This window comes from Psychrobacillus sp. NPDC096426, from assembly GCF_044762745.1.
Lineage (GTDB): Bacteria > Bacillota > Bacilli > Bacillales_A > Planococcaceae > Psychrobacillus.
In genome coordinates this window covers 59,525-75,293 of sequence record NZ_JBIWEX010000001.1, presented here as the reverse complement: position 1 = coordinate 75,293, position 15,769 = coordinate 59,525, and the positions used below count along the sequence as shown (strand labels likewise).

The 15,769-nt window shown below is 36.2% G+C and carries 18 protein-coding genes; 16 read left to right on the top strand and 2 right to left on the bottom strand.

Going from position 1 to position 15,769, the window contains the following annotated elements; all coding sequences use genetic code 11:
• Window positions 1-5 precede the first annotated feature (5 nt).
• The 9 genes from aroE (at window position 6) to ACIQYS_RS00350 (ending at window position 6,957) form a co-directional block, all read left to right on the top strand.
• Window positions 6-836, top strand: a complete 831-nt coding sequence (gene aroE / locus ACIQYS_RS00390) for a shikimate dehydrogenase (protein WP_402973181.1) — start codon at window positions 6-8, stop codon at window positions 834-836.
• Window positions 823-1,128 (top strand): ribosome assembly RNA-binding protein YhbY, encoded by a 306-nt coding sequence (gene yhbY, locus ACIQYS_RS00385; protein ID WP_402973178.1) that lies wholly within the window; start codon window positions 823-825, stop codon window positions 1,126-1,128. The genes aroE and yhbY overlap by 14 nt, the downstream gene beginning before the upstream one ends.
• Window positions 1,125-1,697 (top strand): nicotinate-nucleotide adenylyltransferase, encoded by a 573-nt coding sequence (locus tag ACIQYS_RS00380; protein ID WP_402973175.1) that lies wholly within the window; start codon window positions 1,125-1,127, stop codon window positions 1,695-1,697. Before yhbY ends, ACIQYS_RS00380 begins: the two co-directional genes overlap by 4 nt.
• Window positions 1,687-2,262, top strand: a complete 576-nt coding sequence (yqeK, locus tag ACIQYS_RS00375) for a bis(5'-nucleosyl)-tetraphosphatase (symmetrical) YqeK (RefSeq protein ID WP_402973172.1) — start codon at window positions 1,687-1,689, stop codon at window positions 2,260-2,262. The genes ACIQYS_RS00380 and yqeK overlap by 11 nt, the downstream gene beginning before the upstream one ends.
• A complete protein-coding gene (gene rsfS, locus ACIQYS_RS00370) occupies window positions 2,259-2,612 on the top strand; it encodes a ribosome silencing factor (protein ID WP_402973170.1) in 354 nt (117 codons plus the stop codon). The genes yqeK and rsfS overlap by 4 nt, the downstream gene beginning before the upstream one ends.
• A complete protein-coding gene (locus tag ACIQYS_RS00365; protein WP_402973167.1) occupies window positions 2,612-3,349 on the top strand; it encodes a class I SAM-dependent DNA methyltransferase in 738 nt (245 codons plus the stop codon). Before rsfS ends, ACIQYS_RS00365 begins: the two co-directional genes overlap by 1 nt.
• Window positions 3,350-3,419: 70 nt before the next feature.
• Entirely contained in the window at window positions 3,420-4,049 is a 630-nt protein-coding gene (locus tag ACIQYS_RS00360; RefSeq protein WP_402973165.1) for a helix-hairpin-helix domain-containing protein, read from the top strand.
• A 62-nt stretch (window positions 4,050-4,111) separates the two neighbouring features.
• Entirely contained in the window at window positions 4,112-4,675 is a 564-nt protein-coding gene (locus ACIQYS_RS00355) for a ComE operon protein 2 (RefSeq protein WP_402973162.1), read from the top strand.
• A 23-nt stretch (window positions 4,676-4,698) separates the two neighbouring features.
• Window positions 4,699-6,957: a DNA internalization-related competence protein ComEC/Rec2 gene (locus ACIQYS_RS00350; RefSeq protein ID WP_402973159.1), complete on the top strand. Its 2,259-nt coding sequence runs from the start codon at window positions 4,699-4,701 to the stop codon at window positions 6,955-6,957.
• A gap of 78 nt (window positions 6,958-7,035) precedes the next feature.
• Here ACIQYS_RS00350 and ACIQYS_RS00345 read toward each other — a convergent pair whose 3' ends face one another.
• Window positions 7,036-7,170, bottom strand: a complete 135-nt coding sequence (locus tag ACIQYS_RS00345; protein ID WP_402973156.1) for a YqzM family protein — start codon at window positions 7,168-7,170, stop codon at window positions 7,036-7,038.
• 155 nt (window positions 7,171-7,325) lie between these two features.
• Here ACIQYS_RS00345 and holA point away from each other — a divergent pair, with 155 nt between their 5' ends.
• A complete protein-coding gene (gene holA / locus ACIQYS_RS00340; RefSeq protein ID WP_402973153.1) occupies window positions 7,326-8,330 on the top strand; it encodes a DNA polymerase III subunit delta in 1,005 nt (334 codons plus the stop codon).
• 188 nt (window positions 8,331-8,518) lie between these two features.
• Here holA and rpsT read toward each other — a convergent pair whose 3' ends face one another.
• Complete coding sequence (gene rpsT, locus ACIQYS_RS00335; RefSeq protein WP_144511145.1) at window positions 8,519-8,767, bottom strand: 30S ribosomal protein S20; 249 nt, start codon at window positions 8,765-8,767, stop codon at window positions 8,519-8,521.
• Between the two features lie 160 nt (window positions 8,768-8,927).
• On the opposite strand from rpsT, the gene gpr reads away from it, so the two are divergent.
• The 6 genes from gpr to grpE all read left to right on the top strand — a co-directional run bounded on the left by gpr (window position 8,928) and on the right by grpE (window position 15,756).
• A complete protein-coding gene (gene gpr / locus ACIQYS_RS00330; protein ID WP_402973149.1) occupies window positions 8,928-9,941 on the top strand; it encodes a GPR endopeptidase in 1,014 nt (337 codons plus the stop codon).
• A 55-nt stretch (window positions 9,942-9,996) separates the two neighbouring features.
• Window positions 9,997-10,806: a stage II sporulation protein P gene (spoIIP, locus tag ACIQYS_RS00325; protein ID WP_402973146.1), complete on the top strand. Its 810-nt coding sequence runs from the start codon at window positions 9,997-9,999 to the stop codon at window positions 10,804-10,806.
• Window positions 10,807-11,028: 222 nt separating this feature from the next.
• Window positions 11,029-12,858: a translation elongation factor 4 gene (lepA, locus tag ACIQYS_RS00320; RefSeq protein WP_402973143.1), complete on the top strand. Its 1,830-nt coding sequence runs from the start codon at window positions 11,029-11,031 to the stop codon at window positions 12,856-12,858.
• A gap of 62 nt (window positions 12,859-12,920) precedes the next feature.
• Window positions 12,921-14,057, top strand: coding sequence for a radical SAM family heme chaperone HemW (gene hemW / locus ACIQYS_RS00315; RefSeq protein WP_402973140.1), 1,137 nt, complete (start codon window positions 12,921-12,923; stop codon window positions 14,055-14,057).
• An 87-nt stretch (window positions 14,058-14,144) separates the two neighbouring features.
• Window positions 14,145-15,182, top strand: coding sequence for a heat-inducible transcriptional repressor HrcA (hrcA, locus tag ACIQYS_RS00310; protein WP_402973137.1), 1,038 nt, complete (start codon window positions 14,145-14,147; stop codon window positions 15,180-15,182).
• A gap of 16 nt (window positions 15,183-15,198) precedes the next feature.
• Entirely contained in the window at window positions 15,199-15,756 is a 558-nt protein-coding gene (gene grpE, locus ACIQYS_RS00305) for a nucleotide exchange factor GrpE (RefSeq protein ID WP_402973134.1), read from the top strand.
• Window positions 15,757-15,769 lie beyond the last annotated feature (13 nt).

Genomic DNA, 15,769 nt, shown 5'->3' with positions numbered 1-15,769 from the left:
TTTCGTTGAAAAAATGGTTTGCTGTTATAGGAAATCCTATCGCACATTCTCTTTCTCCGTATATGCATGATATTTGGCTTTCGGAGCAACATATAAATGCTAGTTATATTCCTATTCACGTCGAAGAAGGCAAGCTAGCAGATGCTATCCAATCACTAAAATTACTAGGTTGTAGTGGTTGGAATGTGACTGTACCGTATAAAGAAGCGATTATTCCTTACTTGGATGAAATCGACGATTCGGCAAAAGGAATCGGCGCTGTAAATACAGTTGTAAAAACTGATGACGATCGGTTTGTTGGATATAATACGGATGGCTTAGGATTTATCGAGTCACTAGGACCGCTTGATCAAACAAATCGAATACTTATTTTAGGCGCTGGGGGAGCGGCAAGGGGCATTGGACATGCCTTTAAACAAGTAGGCTTTTCTCATATTGTTATTGCTAATCGCACATATGCGAATGCAAAACGTCTTGTGGAAGAACTACAACTTGGCCAAGCAATCACATTAGAAGAAGCAGAAGCGACGCTTGGACAGTTCGATATTGTCGTTCAAACAACACCACAAGGAATGAAAAGTAGCTCGGCTACGCTACCAATTCAGCTTAGCCAAATAAAAGAACATGCAATTATCGCGGATATTGTATATAATCCTTTAGTTACCCCTTTTTTAGAGGAAGCGAAAAAATACAATGTTCGCACGGTAAATGGATTAGGAATGCTCGTACATCAAGGGGCAATAGCCTTTAAGTATTGGAATGGAATCAAACCAAATACGGAACAAATGGTGGAACGTTTAACCGAGCAATTAGGAGGAAATTATGTTAACAGGTAAACAAAAAAGATTTTTACGCAGTCAGGCACATCACTTATCGCCAATTTTTCAAGTTGGTAAAGGTGGCGTAAACGATGCGATGATAAAACAAATTGGCGAAGCATTAGAAGTCCGTGAATTGATCAAAATTAGTATTTTACAAAACTGTGAAGACGAGAAGCATGAAGTGGCAGAGGCACTTGCTAAAGGGACTCGAGCTGAGCTTGTCCAATTGATCGGTTTAACAGTTGTATTATATAAACCATCGAAAAACAATAAACGAATTGAGCTTCCAAGAGAGCGTCGTGCATGAGTAAAAAAGTAGGGATTTTAGGTGGCACATTTAATCCGCCGCATATCGGTCACTTAATCATTGCAAATGAAGTATTGAACGCCCTACGTTTAGATGAAGTACGATTAATGCCAAATGCAATCCCTCCACATAAGCAAAAGGACAAGCAAGTATCAGAGGCGCAGCGGTTAAAGATGATACAACTTGCGATTCGCGGAATTCCGAATATGACAGTGGAAACAATCGAGCTAGAGCGTGGTGGCACTTCTTATACGTTTGATACGATGGAAATGTTACAACAGCGAGAGCCGGACACAGAGTTTTATTTCATCATCGGTGGTGATCAAGTGGAGTCTTTACCGAAATGGCATCGCATTGATGAACTAGTTCAAAAAGTACAAATTGTCGGGGTTCCAAGACCAAATACGATAATAGAAACAGCATATTCTATTAGTACACTTGCAATCCCTCAAATTGATATATCTTCCACACTTCTACGAAATCGATTGTTGAATGGGGTAACAACGAAGTTTCTTATCCCGGATCGAGTGAATGATTTCATCCAAAAGGAGAAATTATATGAAATTTGAGCATGTAATGGAGAAGATGAAAGATAGGATGACTGAAAAACGCTATATTCACACGAGAGGAGTAGCTTTGACGGCAGTTCATCTTGCCCAAAAATACGAAGAGGACACGGAAAAAGCAGAGCTTGCAGGAATTTTGCATGATAGTGTGAAATATGCAGAGAAGGAATGGTTGAGAGAGAAGATTATTTCAGAAAAGATGAATCCAATTTTATTGGAATTCCACCATGAACTTTGGCATGCTCCTGTTGGAAGTTATGTAGCTAAAAATGAATTTAAAATAAACGATGAAGATATATTAAATGCGATAAAATACCATACTACCGGTCGAGCGGGTATGTCTCGACTAGAAAAAATTATTTACGTCTCTGATATGATAGAGCCTAGCCGTAGTTTTCCGGGAGTTGAGTTTCTAAGGGAAAAAGCGGAACTAGATTTAGAAGATGCGATGATCAGATGTATCCAACATAGTATGACCTTTTTGATTGAAAAAAAACAGCCGGTATTTCCGGATTCATTTCATTGCTACAATGATTTGATACAAAAGAAAGGAAAAGTGAACGAATGACAACGACAAAAACATTAGTAGAGGTTGCTTATAAAGCAGCAGACGATAAACGAGCAGAGGATATCGTCGTATTAAATATGCAAGGGGTATCTTTACTTGCGGACTACTTTTTAATCTGCCACGCAAACTCAGATCGTCAAGTTCAAGCGATTGCAAAAGAACTAGAAGAGCAAGCAACGATTGCTGGACATCATGTTAAGCGTTTGGAAGGTTTCGACGAAGCAAGATGGATTCTAGTGGATATGGGCGACGTTGTAGCGCATGTTTTCCACAAAGATGAGCGTGCATATTATAATTTAGAGCGCCTATGGGGAGATGCACCAATGATCGAAGTTGGGCAAGATGCATAATGGCGATGTACGACCGGTTTGCTTTTATATATGATTCACTCATGTCCGATATACCATATGATAAATATGCAGAATGGGTGCAGGCATCTGCACCTATTGCTGCTGGAAAACGATTAGTCGATATAGGCTGCGGAACGGGTGTTTTAAGTGTATTATTTGCTAAAGCGGGTTATGACGTAATCGGATTAGATTTATCAGAATCGATGCTAACGATTGCCCAAAATCGTAGTATAGAGCATGGTACGGACATTTCTTTTGTGTGTCAGTCGATGTCTGAAATAGAAGGTATTGACGAAGTGAATGTAGCTGTCATTGCGATTGATTCCATCAATTATTTGGAAACATTCGAAGAAGTAGAAGAAACATTTGAACGTATTTTTACTGCACTAGCATCCGGTGGTCAATTATTTTTCGATGTTCACTCCCTTTACAAAATGGATGAAATTTATCCAAATGGTCCATTTACGTTTGAGGATGAACAAGTTGCGTACATATGGCATACGGAAAAAGGTGAAGAAGCGCATTCAATTTATCATGATATAACGTTTTTTGTTCAAGATGAGACAGGTTATTATGAACGATTTGAAGAATCACATTATCAACGTACATATCCTTTAGAATCATATACGGATTTGTTAAAACAAGTTGGATTTGCTTCCGTCACTGTTTCAAGTGCTGTTTTTAGTAAGCAGGATGATGAAGAAATCGAGCGTTATTTTATACAAGCTACAAAATAATTCTTTCCAAAGAGAGGTAAATTTAGTATAGTTTTTATAACTCCATATAATTTACCTCTTTTTCGAGAGGATGATATTTCTGTTTCGTTTATTAGTTCAGAAATACAAGAAAAAGCTGTTGTTCCCAACAACAGTGATGACGATTGTATTATTTTTCGTCATACAATCCCATTTCAAATCAGCACCTCCCACAGCTGATCTTGTACAACCTATCCCATTTGAAAATTCCTTTATAGAACATCAAGAAAGTACAACTAAATACGTAGAAGACAATGCTATTTTTGTCGAAGTAAAAGGCGCAGTGAATAACCCAGGCGTATATGAACTTACGGAAGGTGATCGTGTTTTGAATGCGATTGAACTTGCTGGAGGTTATTTAGATACTGCAAAAAGTATAAATATTAACCATGCCCAAAGAGTAGTAGACGAAATGGTTATTTACGTTCCACTTGAAGGAGAAATAGAGGAAATAGAAACAATTGCAGCAACGAATTCGACAAGCTCCCATTTAGTAAATATTAATAAAGCGGATGCAATGATGCTCTCCACATTACCTGGAATCGGTCTTGCGAAAGCGGAAGCAATACTTGCCTACCGAGAAGGAACAGGCAATTTTAAAGAAAAACAAGATTTAATGAATGTGACCGGTATCGGACAAAAAACGTTTGAAAAATTGGAACCGCTAATAACTGTGAAGTAATATTGACTGTTCAGGATAAAAACTACTACACTATAAGAAGTATATATACTGGAGGTAGTTATATGGAGCGAATTACTTGGGACCAATTTTTCATGGCACAAAGCCATTTACTTGCATTAAGAAGCACTTGTACTAGGTTAGCAGTTGGTGCAACTATCGTTCGGGATCGACGCATTATGGCAGGAGGCTATAATGGTTCTATTTCAGGTGGAGATCATTGTATCGATCATGGCTGTTACGTTATAGATAATCATTGTGTACGAACAATTCACGCGGAGATGAATGCATTATTACAATGTTCGAAATATGGTGTTTCGGTAAATGGAGCAGATTTGTATGTGACCCATTTTCCATGTTTACCTTGCACGAAGTCGATTATCCAAGCAGGAATTGCTCGCCTTTATTATGCACAGGATTATAAAAATAACGAATACGCAATAGAGTTGTTTAGACAAGCGGGGGTAGTAGTGATTCAAGTACCGTTTGATGAGCGTAAAATAGACTTTTTAAGCGATGAAAAAATTGCACTTTACTCAGAATTGCTAACAAAGTTACGTGAGAAAGGAGCAAGTAAAGAAGAATTGGCACCTTATGAAACGAAGGTGGCAGAATTATTCGGCGTATAACCATTCAAGGAGATCTTGTTTATGTGGCCCTATCTGTTGTAATTGCTACAGTTAGTGCGTATGAATCATTCAAGCTATTATTGTTATTTGTCCTTCTTTTTTGCTGGCTAGTGTATAAGCAAAAGCATCTATTATTTACAACTGGAACAATAATCTTTGGTATTACTTCTTATTTTTATGTGCAGACAGTAATTCCAATGCAAGCAAGTGAAATGCACGTAACGGAAATAACTTGGACGGACGTTTACCGGATAAGTGGACAGTACGTCCGAGGATTTGCTATATCCCAAGATAACGAAAAATGGTACGTACAACTAAAATTAAGTACGGAAAATGAGAAAATTGCACTTATGCAAAGATCTCTTGCAGGTATAGCATTCCAAGTGGATGCAAAAGAAGTGGAGAAACGACCGGCATCTCATGCTTATGCTTTTGACATGGAATCCTATATAAAAAGTAATGGTGCGGTTGGTCAAATGGCCGTAGAATCATATCAAATAACAGAGAAAAATGAAAGTTTTCTAACGTATATGGCAGAAAAACGATTCACCATGAAGCGGCATATACAAACTACATTTCCACCATCTTTACAAGCAGAAGCAGAAGCACTATTAATCGGAAGTAGAGAGCAGATGCCATCCGATATGCAAGAAGCATATCAAACATTAGGAATTACACATTTATTTGCTATTTCTGGTCTCCATGTATCTTTACTTGCCCTTCTTGTATATGAGTCATTTATTCGGCTCGGCATTCGAAGAGAAACAGCAAATTTATTATTAATTATCGCTCTTCCGCTTTATGCGTTTATCGCTGGAGGAGCTCCATCTGTATGGAGATCTGTTTCCGTAACTGAAATTGTCTTAATTAGTTTATTGTTTAAGAAAAAACTATCGATCGATGATGCATTTTCGTTAAGTATTATTGGTTTTGTATTAGTAACACCATGGGTTGTTTTTCAAATTGGTTTTCAATTATCGTATTTAGCAGCGTTTTCTCTTATTTATTCGTCCGTGTTATTAAAAAATAGTACGTCTTACATTATTCAATCCTTTGTAATAACTGCATTATGTCAATTGATTGTCTATCCTATACTTCTTTATCAATTTTATGAAATTTCCATTTCCTCGTTCCTCGCTAATTTAGTTTTTGTCCCACTGTTTTCGTTTATCATTTTACCTATTAATCTTTTGTTCTTGTTACTCACATATATTTCAACTACTATTAGTAATTTTTTATTTTATTTATATGAACCAATGCGCAAGTTGTTAGATGAATTGCTCATTTACTTAGGAAGTTTACCTTATCAAATGTGGAATCCGATGAAGCCGTCCCTGCTACTCGTGTTTATTGCTTATGTGACGGTGATGTTCTTTTTTATCTCAATTGAACAGAACAAGCGGGTTATATTAAGTAGCTTTCTACTTTTATTGCCAATTGGGATTATGCAAGTTACTCCATATCTAGATTCATCGACAAAAGTAACTTTTTTGAATGTAGGACAAGGAGATTGTATTGTGATCGAAATGCCTTATCGAAAAGAAATAATCATGATTGATACGGGTGGGATATTACGGTTTGAGCAAGATGCTTGGAAGGCAACAAATGAAGTATATGAAGTGGGAAGTCAAATTGTTGTACCGTTTTTAAAAGGGAAAGGGATAACCAAAATAGATACATTGGTAATTACACACGCGGATGCCGATCATATGGAAGCTGCTGAAGAGATTTTAAGGGAAGTGAAAATAGATGAAATTCATATTACGCCTGGATCTGCGGATAAAGAAGTCATGCGAGATTTGATGGAAGAAATAAGAAAGCAACAAATTCTTCTCATAGAAAGAAGGGCGGGAGATCAAATAGACTCAAATTATTTTCAATTTCACTATATTTATCCGATGGATTCCATCTATGAGGGAAATAATGACTCACTTGTCCTATCAATGCGTAATCGTTATTTTCATGGGCTATTTATAGGAGATTTGGAAAAAGAAGGGGAGCTAGAATTAGTTAAAAGCTATCCAAAAGCTATAAAAGATCTTACATTATTGAAAATTGGACATCATGGAAGTAAAACTTCTAGTGAACAATCTTTTTTAGAACTCACAAAACCAGATATTTCGATCATTACGGCAGGATTTGGGAATAGATTTGGTCACCCACATCCTGATGTAGTTGAGCGTTTAGATGCCCTTCAAATTCCTTTTTTACAAACTGGTAGAGATGGCACGATTGAAGTAGTTATAACGAAAAGCGGAGAGATATATGTGACAACACCCTAGTAATAAATTTTTATTTTTTGAAATTGATTCAACTAAAAAAGGGTTCTGCCTAGTAAAGACAAAACCCTTTTTTAGTGATTATCGAGCAACAAACTCAACAATTACTGCAATAGCGAACATAACGGTAAAAAATCCAAAGGAGACTACAAAACCTACGCCTGAGTCGATTGCATCGTTGCGCTTCGACTGTACATTTTGTTCAAATTCATTCATTATTACCCCTCCTATTTCCACCTAATTATATAGGATAGCCTATTAAAAATCTACATGGAATCTTTCATTTCTAATTTCCTTCTGACAATGTCACAAATTATTCACTACTTTTAAGTTATAATAAAGACAAACCTACATTAGTAAGGAGATCTAGAATGATTTCAGAAAAGTGGATGCAAATAACGAATAATAATTTGTCGGATGTGTATTTATTATACGGAACGGAAGCATATTTTATAGAAGAGACGCTAAAAAGATTAAAGAAACAATTAAATGAGCATGGCGAAGTAGAAATAATAACATTCGATTTGGAAGAAAAAAGCGTGGACGAAGTAATATATGAAGCAGATACAATTCCCTTTTTCTCTGATAAAAAGCTAGTGATTGCCAAAAACGCATTCTTTTTAAAAGCAACAGAAAAAGGAAAGGAAAAAGTAATTCATGATACGATCAGTTTAGAAAAATGGCTACAAAGCCCTTCACCAACTGCCATTGTCGTTTTTATCGCCCCTTATGAGAAACTAGATGAGCGGAAAAAAATTACAAAGGCGATGAAAAATACCGCTAATGTAATCGAAGCAACTAGTTTACAGGTGAATGATCTAAAAAGTTGGGTGCTGCATGAATTAAAAGTACATGGCAAAATAATGTCAGAAGAAACGGTTAATCGATTCATCGAATTTGGCGGAACCGATTTAGTTCACCTGCAAACAGAATTAGCAAAAATCACGACGTATGTAGGAGAAACGGAAGTAATTGATACAGACACGGTGAAGAAATTACTCGTTCGAACATTAGAACAAGACGTCTTTACACTAGGAAATGCTTATCTTGCGGGCAATAAAAGCGAAGCAATTGCCATCTACCACGATCTATTAAAACAAAAAGAAGATCCGTTAAAGTTAAATGCATTAATCGCTACGCAAGTAAGATTAATGATACAAGTAGGTCATTTAAAGAAAAAAGGGTATCATGCCCAACAAATAGCAGGCCAATTAAAAGTACATCCTTATCGAGTAAAACTGCTTTTCGATAATCCAATATTGTATAACGAAGAAAAACTATTGCAGACGTTAAATGATTTAGCGACAGTAGATTTGCAGTTAAAAACATTAAATATTAATCGGGACCGGATATTAGAGTTGTTTTTGATGAAATAACAAGCTAGTAATATTATTACTGTAGATTTGAAATGGAAAGCTAGGTGCTAATTAGTTAGCAATTTCCATTGATTGGAGCGGAAAGCGTCCGCCTGAAGCGGAAATCAACAGTTTCAAGTAATACAACTGATAATATCCCAAAACATAAATAAAGACTGACCGAATAGATTCGGTCAGTCTTATTTAAATTACGCTTTTTTCATTAATTGAGCTTTCTTACGAGTAGCTGCGTTTTTATGAATTAAACCTTTAGAAGCTGCTTTCTCCAATTGTTGGATTGCAGATTTAATAAGTTCTTTTGCGTTTTCGTCATTGTTAAGTGCAGCAGTGTCCGCTTTTTTTACAGCAGTACGCATTGCAGATTTAGCAGTTGCGTTTTGAGCGTTTAAAGTTGCGTTTTTCTTAACACGTTTAATTGCAGATTTAATGTTTGGCATACCTTTCACCTCCTAAAATGGTCTCGAGATGATACATTCTTTGTTGAAACTGTCTAATACAACAAGCATTATTTTAACAAACGCAAAAACAAATTGCAATATATAAATGCAAAGAATATTTACTTGACACATCGTCCAAACTATTTTAGAGGTGAATTATATGTGGGGAAGAACAGATTTATTAGATGAATCAGAAGAAATGGTCAGACATCGTTCAAAAAAAGAAAAGAACACATTAAAAAAATCGGAAGGCATTAAATTTGATGAAAGTAGGGAGGGAGCGGTATTAGTAACCTCTATTGAAGTAAATGAAATCGGAGAAAAGGAACTAGGAAAGAAGAAAGGGAAATATATTACCCTAACCGATTTAACTGTTAGTCCAGATGATGACCGAAGCTTTCAACACTTGGAAAGAATATTTGTTGATAAGCTAAGAGAAATGCATGAAAATGTTAAGCTGACAAAGTCATCAAAAATTTTAATAATTGGGCTTGGCAACGCATTGATCACACCGGATGCAATAGGACCAAAAGCAATCGAGATTTTACAAAGTTCTGCACTGACTACTGAAGAGCACGTAAAAGTGGTGATGTACGCACCTGGCGTAACTGGTCAAACAGGATTTGAAACAAGTGATTTCATAGAAGCAATCAGCAATGCATTTAAGCCAGATTTAATCATAGTATTAGATGCGCTTGCTGCTAGAAATAGTGAACGACTTTGTAAGACAATCCAAATTACTAATACAGGTATCCATCCGGGATCGGGCGTGGGAAATCAACGAAAAGAAGTTTCGGAAGAAGTATATGGAGTGCCTGTTACTGCAATAGGAATACCTATGGTTGTTGATGGGCCAGTTTTATATGCAGATGCGATGGAGCAAGTTATTCATTATATAGCTTCTAAAATTGAAGAAAAAGGAAGTCCTTCTTCTGCATTAGCTGTTACTCCGATGGTTTCCAGTAAAAAACCAACAATTGATAAAAAGGTTCTAGAACCTATTTTTGGAGAATGGGTTACTTGGCCAACTGAAGAAAAAAGAAAGTTATTTGAAGAAGTATTTGTTGGGAGGAATCCTTCTTTATTTGTTACACCGAAAGAAACAGATGCATGGGTGGAACAATATGCTCATTTGCTTTCAAACAGCCTAGAAACATGGATAGCTAGTAGGTGATGATGTTCTAAAATTCCACTTTTCCACATACGATTGTGTGAGGAGAGTGGAATATATGGCTAAATCCCTGAAGAATTTAATAAGTATTTTAATCCTTTTATTTTTAGCACCTATCATTATCGCTACAGTCCAAACACCTCTTTTTACGACCCAAGCGGAACAACAAGTGGAAGAAAAGAAAACAGAGGACATTCCTGTAGTGTATGCGGCGCAATTGGAAGATAAGCAACCAGTCGTACAAGAAATAATTGAGCCGAAAAAAGCATTTGTTTACTTTACTCATTCGCAAGAAGCATATCGACCGATTCTTGCTGCCAAAGGTGAAAAAATCGCTATTTACCATCCAATAAGTAATATTACTACTTTTCAAGATCAAATTAATGCCCAGTTTGCTTTTCATCAACTAGAGGCTACCTTTTTAGAAGATTACAATAAAAAAGAGATGGATGACTATAATTCAATACGTCCATTAGTTCAGAAAGCTATCGCACAAAATGAATATGATATTATTTTAGATATTCACAGAGATTCCGCAAAAGCAAATATTACCACGCTTAAAAGTGGTGAAGAAAGCTACGCTAAATTTATATTCGTTATTGGAGGAGAGCATCCTAACTTCAGATGGAACGAGCAACTAGCACAAAATCTCTCTAACCAATTAAATAAATTAGTACCTGGAATTTCAAGAGGAATTTTATTGAAAGAAGGAAAGGGTGTAGATGGTGTTTACAATCAAGACCTTTCCAAAAATTTACTCAATGTAGAACTAGGAGGCGTTGATAATACCGAACAAGAAATTAATCGTTCGATTGCAATATTAGCAAAAGCTTTATCCAATATGTTAAATGAGCAGTTACCATCATAACTATAAAGAAAAGAGATGAAGCAAATCCCAGATGCCTCATCTCTTTTTGTATGGATTGTGTTATGTACGGGTTTTTGATAAGATTAAAATCTGGCAAAAAATTATTTATATTAACTTTTATCCATGAAATTATATAAAGTGTACATAAAATATAACAGTAATATTTCTTATACAATCCTTTATCTGTTATAATGCAAGTAGTTTAATTAGGAGTGAACAAGTATGAATCATGAAGAGAGACTAGCACGACAGAAAAAAATACGTAACTTTTCGATTATCGCGCATATCGACCACGGAAAATCGACACTTGCAGACCGTATTTTAGAAAAAACACAAACCGTAACATCGCGGGAAATGCAAAGCCAATTGCTAGATTCGATGGACCTAGAACGTGAACGTGGGATTACGATCAAATTGAATGCCGTTCAATTAACATATACAGCAAAAGATGGAGAGGAATATATTTTCCATTTAATCGACACACCTGGACATGTCGATTTCACGTATGAAGTATCGAGAAGTTTAGCTGCTTGTGAAGGGGCGATACTTGTAGTAGATGCCGCACAAGGAATCGAAGCTCAAACACTAGCGAATGTGTATTTAGCATTAGATAATGATTTAGAAATTTTACCAGTAGTCAATAAAATCGACTTACCTGCTGCGGACCCGGAACGAGTAAAAAAAGAAGTGGAAGAAGTAATCGGTTTAGATGCTTCTGAAGCAGTGCACGCTTCTGCAAAAGCAGGAATCGGTATCGAAGAAATTTTGGAACAAGTAGTAGAAAAAGTTCCGGCGCCTACTGGAGATCCTTCAGCGCCACTAAAAGCACTTATATTTGATTCCTTATTTGACCCATACCGCGGTGTAATTGTCTATATTCGCATTATGGAAGGCACAGTGAAACCTGGAGACAAGATTAAAATGATGTCTTCTGGGAAAGAATTCGAAGTTGTGGAAACGGGTGTATTTACACCAAAAGCAACAATGCGTTCTGAACTAACAGTTGGAGATGTTGGATTTTTAACTGCATCGATGAAGCATGTAGGAGACTCGAGTGTAGGGGATACGATTACTTTAGCATCGAACCCAGCTACAGAAGCACTTCCAGGATATAGAAAAATGAATCCAATGGTATTCTGTGGTTTATATCCAATTGATAACTCGAAATATGTAGATTTACGTGATGCCCTAGAAAAACTAGAACTAAACGATTCTGCCCTAGAATTTGAGCCAGAAACGTCACAAGCATTAGGATTTGGCTATCGTTGTGGTTTCTTAGGTTTACTGCATATGGAAATCATTCAAGAACGTATTGAACGTGAATTCAAAATCGATTTAATTACGACTGCACCTAGCGTTATTTACGATGTGAAGTTAACAAGCGGTGAAACGATTAAAGTCGATAACCCATCTATGATGCCAGAAGTACAAAAAGTAGATAAAATTGAAGAGCCATATGTGAAGGCTTCAATTATGGTTCCAGAGGATTATGTTGGATCTGTTATGGAGTTATGTCAACGTAAACGCGGAAACTTCATCACGATGGACTATTTATCATCTGCACGAGTGAATATAATTTATGAAATCCCGCTTTCAGAAATTGTGTATGATTTCTTTGATGCGTTAAAATCTAGTACAAAAGGATATGCATCATTTGACTACGAATTGATCGGTTATAAAGAATCGAAACTAGTGAAAATGGATATTCTACTAAATAGCGAAAAAGTGGATGCTTTAAGCTTTATCGTGCATAAAGATTTTGCGTACGAACGTGGTAAAGTTATTGTTGAGAAGCTAAAAGCATTAATTCCGAGACAACAATTCGAAGTTCCGGTACAAGCGGCAATTGGTCAAAAAATTGTTGCGCGTTCTACGATTAAATCGATCGGTAAAAATGTATTAGCAAAATGTTATGGGGGAGACATTTCTCGTAAACGTAAACTTCTTGAAAAACAAAAAGAAGGTAAAAAACGGATGAAACAAGTAGGATCTGTAGAAGTTCCTCAAGAAGCATTCATGGCAGTGCTGAAAATGGACGAGCCAAATAAATAAAAAAGGAAAGGGGGCACAAGAAACGTAGCCCCCTTTTTCTTATATAGAGAGTTGGAATAATTATGGTACGAGGAGTGTATATTCATATTCCTTTTTGTCATCAAATTTGTAATTACTGTGATTTCAATAAATTCTTTTTTCATAATCAGCCAGTGGATGAATATATTGAAACGCTTGGACAAGAAATGGCTTTATGGGCAGAGGATTTAAAAAATGCAACTATCGAAACTATTTTCATCGGAGGAGGCACACCGACTTCATTGTCAGTAGAGCAATTGGGTCGTTTATTTACGCTGATTCAAAAACATATACCAATGCAACATGTTGTAGAATTTACGTCAGAAGCAAATCCGGACGAATTAACTCTCGAAAAAATGCAATTGATGCGCAAATTTGGAGTAAACCGCTTAAGTATGGGTGTACAAACATTTGACCAAGATTTGTTGAAAGTGCTAGGTAGAACGCATTCTAATGATCATGTATATGAAGTAATCGAATATGCCAAACAAACGAATTTCCCTTCCATCAGTATAGATTTGATGTATGGCTTGCCAAACCAGACAATGGACCAATGGAAAGCATCTTTAAAAGAAGCTTTCCGTCTAAACATTCCACATATTTCTGCATATTCTTTACTAGTGGAGCCGAAAACGATATTTTATAATCTGTTATCGAAAGGGAAGCTAACACTTCCAGGAGAAGATCTGGAAGCGGACATGTATAGCTATTTGATGGATGAAATGCAACGGAATGGTTATGTTCAATACGAAATTAGTAATTTTGCGCATAAAGGAAAAGAGTCCAAACATAATTTGCTTTATTGGAATAATGATGAATATATTGGACTTGGAGCGGGAGCACATGGCTACGTAAGTAGTATGCGCTATTCTAATCATGGACCTTTAAAAAAGTATATGCATACAATTGAAGCAATGGAAAAACCTATTATGATGCAAAAAGAAGTAACTCTAATTGAGAAAATGGAAGAAGAAATGTTTTTAGGCTTGCGAAAAAACGCAGGTGTTTCCTTAACAAGGTTTGAACAAAGATATAATAAAACGTTACAAGAAGTGTATGGGAAAGAAATAGATGAACTTTTGAAAAAAGAGTTTGTCTCCATCGAGAATGACTTTATCAAACTAACGAAACGAGGGCGTTTTGTTGGGAATGAAGTATTTCAATATTTTCTTACAAGCTAAATCGTTGACAGTTCTCATGAGATTTGATAAATTTTCTATATAAGTATTAGCACTCTCTATGAACGAGTGCTAACAGAGGTGATAATCATGCTAACTAACAGGCAATTATTAATATTGCAAGTAACGGTAGATGATTTTATCGAAACCGCTCAACCAGTTGGATCTCGTCAGCTTTCGAAAAAGGAGGAAGTTCCATTTAGTCCTGCTACTATTCGAAATGATATGGCAGATTTAGAAGAAATGGGCTTTTTAGAAAAAACACATACTTCGTCTGGTCGTGTACCTTCGCAAAAAGGCTACCGTTATTATGTAGACAATATGTTAACTCCACAACGAATTTCCAAAAATGAGATTAAACAAATTCGTTCTATTTTTGAAGAACGAATGGTAGAGACGGAACAAATAATTCGTAAATCTGCGGCAATTTTGTCAGAGCTAACGAATTATACCTCTATTATGTTAGGCTTAGATGTGAGAAAACATCGTGTCAAACGGTTTTCTATGGTTCCATTAACGGATGATTCCGCTGTTGCTATCATTGTGACAGATAGTGGTCATGTAGAAAATCGCGTATTTTCCATACCAGAAAGCTTTACTGCGTCGGATATTGAACGAATGGTCAATTTGATTAATGAGCATTTGATAGGTGTTCATTTACATGAACTTCCTGCTAAATTAGAAGCTGTTACATTAGCTGTTTTGCGACAAAATAATGGTCGTCTAAACGATTTACTAAGTTCATTAAACAAAGCGCTAACAATAGAACATGAAGATAAAGTTTATTACGGTGGGAAAATGCAACTGTTAAATCAACCAGAATTTAATGATGTAGAAAAAGCACGAAGTATTATGTATTGGATGGATCATGTAAATCAAATTCCTGGACTATTTCATTTAGACCAAAAAGGAATTCAAATTCGTATCGGTACGGAGAACAACCATCTAGCGATGGAAGATTGTAGCATAATTACAGCTTCCTACGACATTGGGAAGGAACAGATTGGATCCATCGCAATTATTGGACCTACTCGAATGGATTATAAACGAGTCGTTTCCTTACTTGATTTGATGAGTGGCGACTTATCGAGAGAATTGTCGAAAATTTTACATGGACCTCATGGATAAAGGAGAGTTGCTAGTAATGTCAGAACAAAAAGATGAAATTGTAGAAGAATTAGAAACTGAGAAGTCGGAAGAACAAACTGAGGAAATTTCCGAAGATGAAACAACCGAAGTAGCAATCGAAGAAATCGATGAATTAACGCTTTTAAAACAACAATTAGAAGAAGAACAAAACAAAGCGATCCGCTTAAGAGCGGACTTTGAAAATTATAAGCGTCGTGTCCAATTAGATAAAGAAGCGGATTACAAATATCGTGCACAATCTGTATTATCAGATATATTGCCGGTATTAGATAACTTCGAACGCGCATTAGCTGTTGAAAAGACTACTGAAGAAGTAGCTTCTTTAGCAAAAGGTGTAGAAATGGTGTATCGATCTTTACTTGATGCGGTTTCCAAAGAAGGTCTAGAGCAAATTGAAGCAGAAGGCGTTCCATTCGATCCGAACTTCCATCAAGCGGTGATGCAAGAAAAAGATGATACAAAAGATTCGGGTATCGTGCTTCAAGAATTACAAAAAGGGTATAAGTTAAAAGATAGAATTTTAAGACCGTCTATGGTTAAAGTTAACGAATAAAATTTATATCAAA

Excerpts from the sequence above, each read along its gene's own strand:
- ACIQYS_RS00380 (WP_402973175.1), top strand. The coding sequence starts at position 1,125 with ATGAGTAAAAAAGTAGGGATTTTAGGTGGCACATTTAATCCGCCGCAT.
- yqeK (WP_402973172.1), top strand. The coding sequence starts at position 1,687 with ATGAAATTTGAGCATGTAATGGAGAAGATGAAAGATAGGATGACTGAA.
- ACIQYS_RS00365 (WP_402973167.1), top strand. The coding sequence starts at position 2,612 with ATGGCGATGTACGACCGGTTTGCTTTTATATATGATTCACTCATGTCC.
- hemW (WP_402973140.1), top strand. The coding sequence starts at position 12,921 with ATGGTACGAGGAGTGTATATTCATATTCCTTTTTGTCATCAAATTTGT.
- gpr (WP_402973149.1), top strand. The coding sequence starts at position 8,928 with ATGTGGGGAAGAACAGATTTATTAGATGAATCAGAAGAAATGGTCAGA.
- yhbY (WP_402973178.1), top strand. The coding sequence starts at position 823 with ATGTTAACAGGTAAACAAAAAAGATTTTTACGCAGTCAGGCACATCAC.
- ACIQYS_RS00360 (WP_402973165.1), top strand. The coding sequence starts at position 3,420 with ATGATATTTCTGTTTCGTTTATTAGTTCAGAAATACAAGAAAAAGCTG.
- rsfS (WP_402973170.1), top strand. The coding sequence starts at position 2,259 with ATGACAACGACAAAAACATTAGTAGAGGTTGCTTATAAAGCAGCAGAC.
- grpE (WP_402973134.1), top strand. The coding sequence starts at position 15,199 with ATGTCAGAACAAAAAGATGAAATTGTAGAAGAATTAGAAACTGAGAAG.
- hrcA (WP_402973137.1), top strand. The coding sequence starts at position 14,145 with ATGCTAACTAACAGGCAATTATTAATATTGCAAGTAACGGTAGATGAT.
- holA (WP_402973153.1), top strand. The coding sequence starts at position 7,326 with ATGATTTCAGAAAAGTGGATGCAAATAACGAATAATAATTTGTCGGAT.
- ACIQYS_RS00345 (WP_402973156.1), bottom strand. The coding sequence starts at position 7,170 with ATGAATGAATTTGAACAAAATGTACAGTCGAAGCGCAACGATGCAATC.
- ACIQYS_RS00355 (WP_402973162.1), top strand. The coding sequence starts at position 4,112 with ATGGAGCGAATTACTTGGGACCAATTTTTCATGGCACAAAGCCATTTA.
- rpsT (WP_144511145.1), bottom strand. The coding sequence starts at position 8,767 with ATGCCAAACATTAAATCTGCAATTAAACGTGTTAAGAAAAACGCAACT.
- spoIIP (WP_402973146.1), top strand. The coding sequence starts at position 9,997 with ATGGCTAAATCCCTGAAGAATTTAATAAGTATTTTAATCCTTTTATTT.
- lepA (WP_402973143.1), top strand. The coding sequence starts at position 11,029 with ATGAATCATGAAGAGAGACTAGCACGACAGAAAAAAATACGTAACTTT.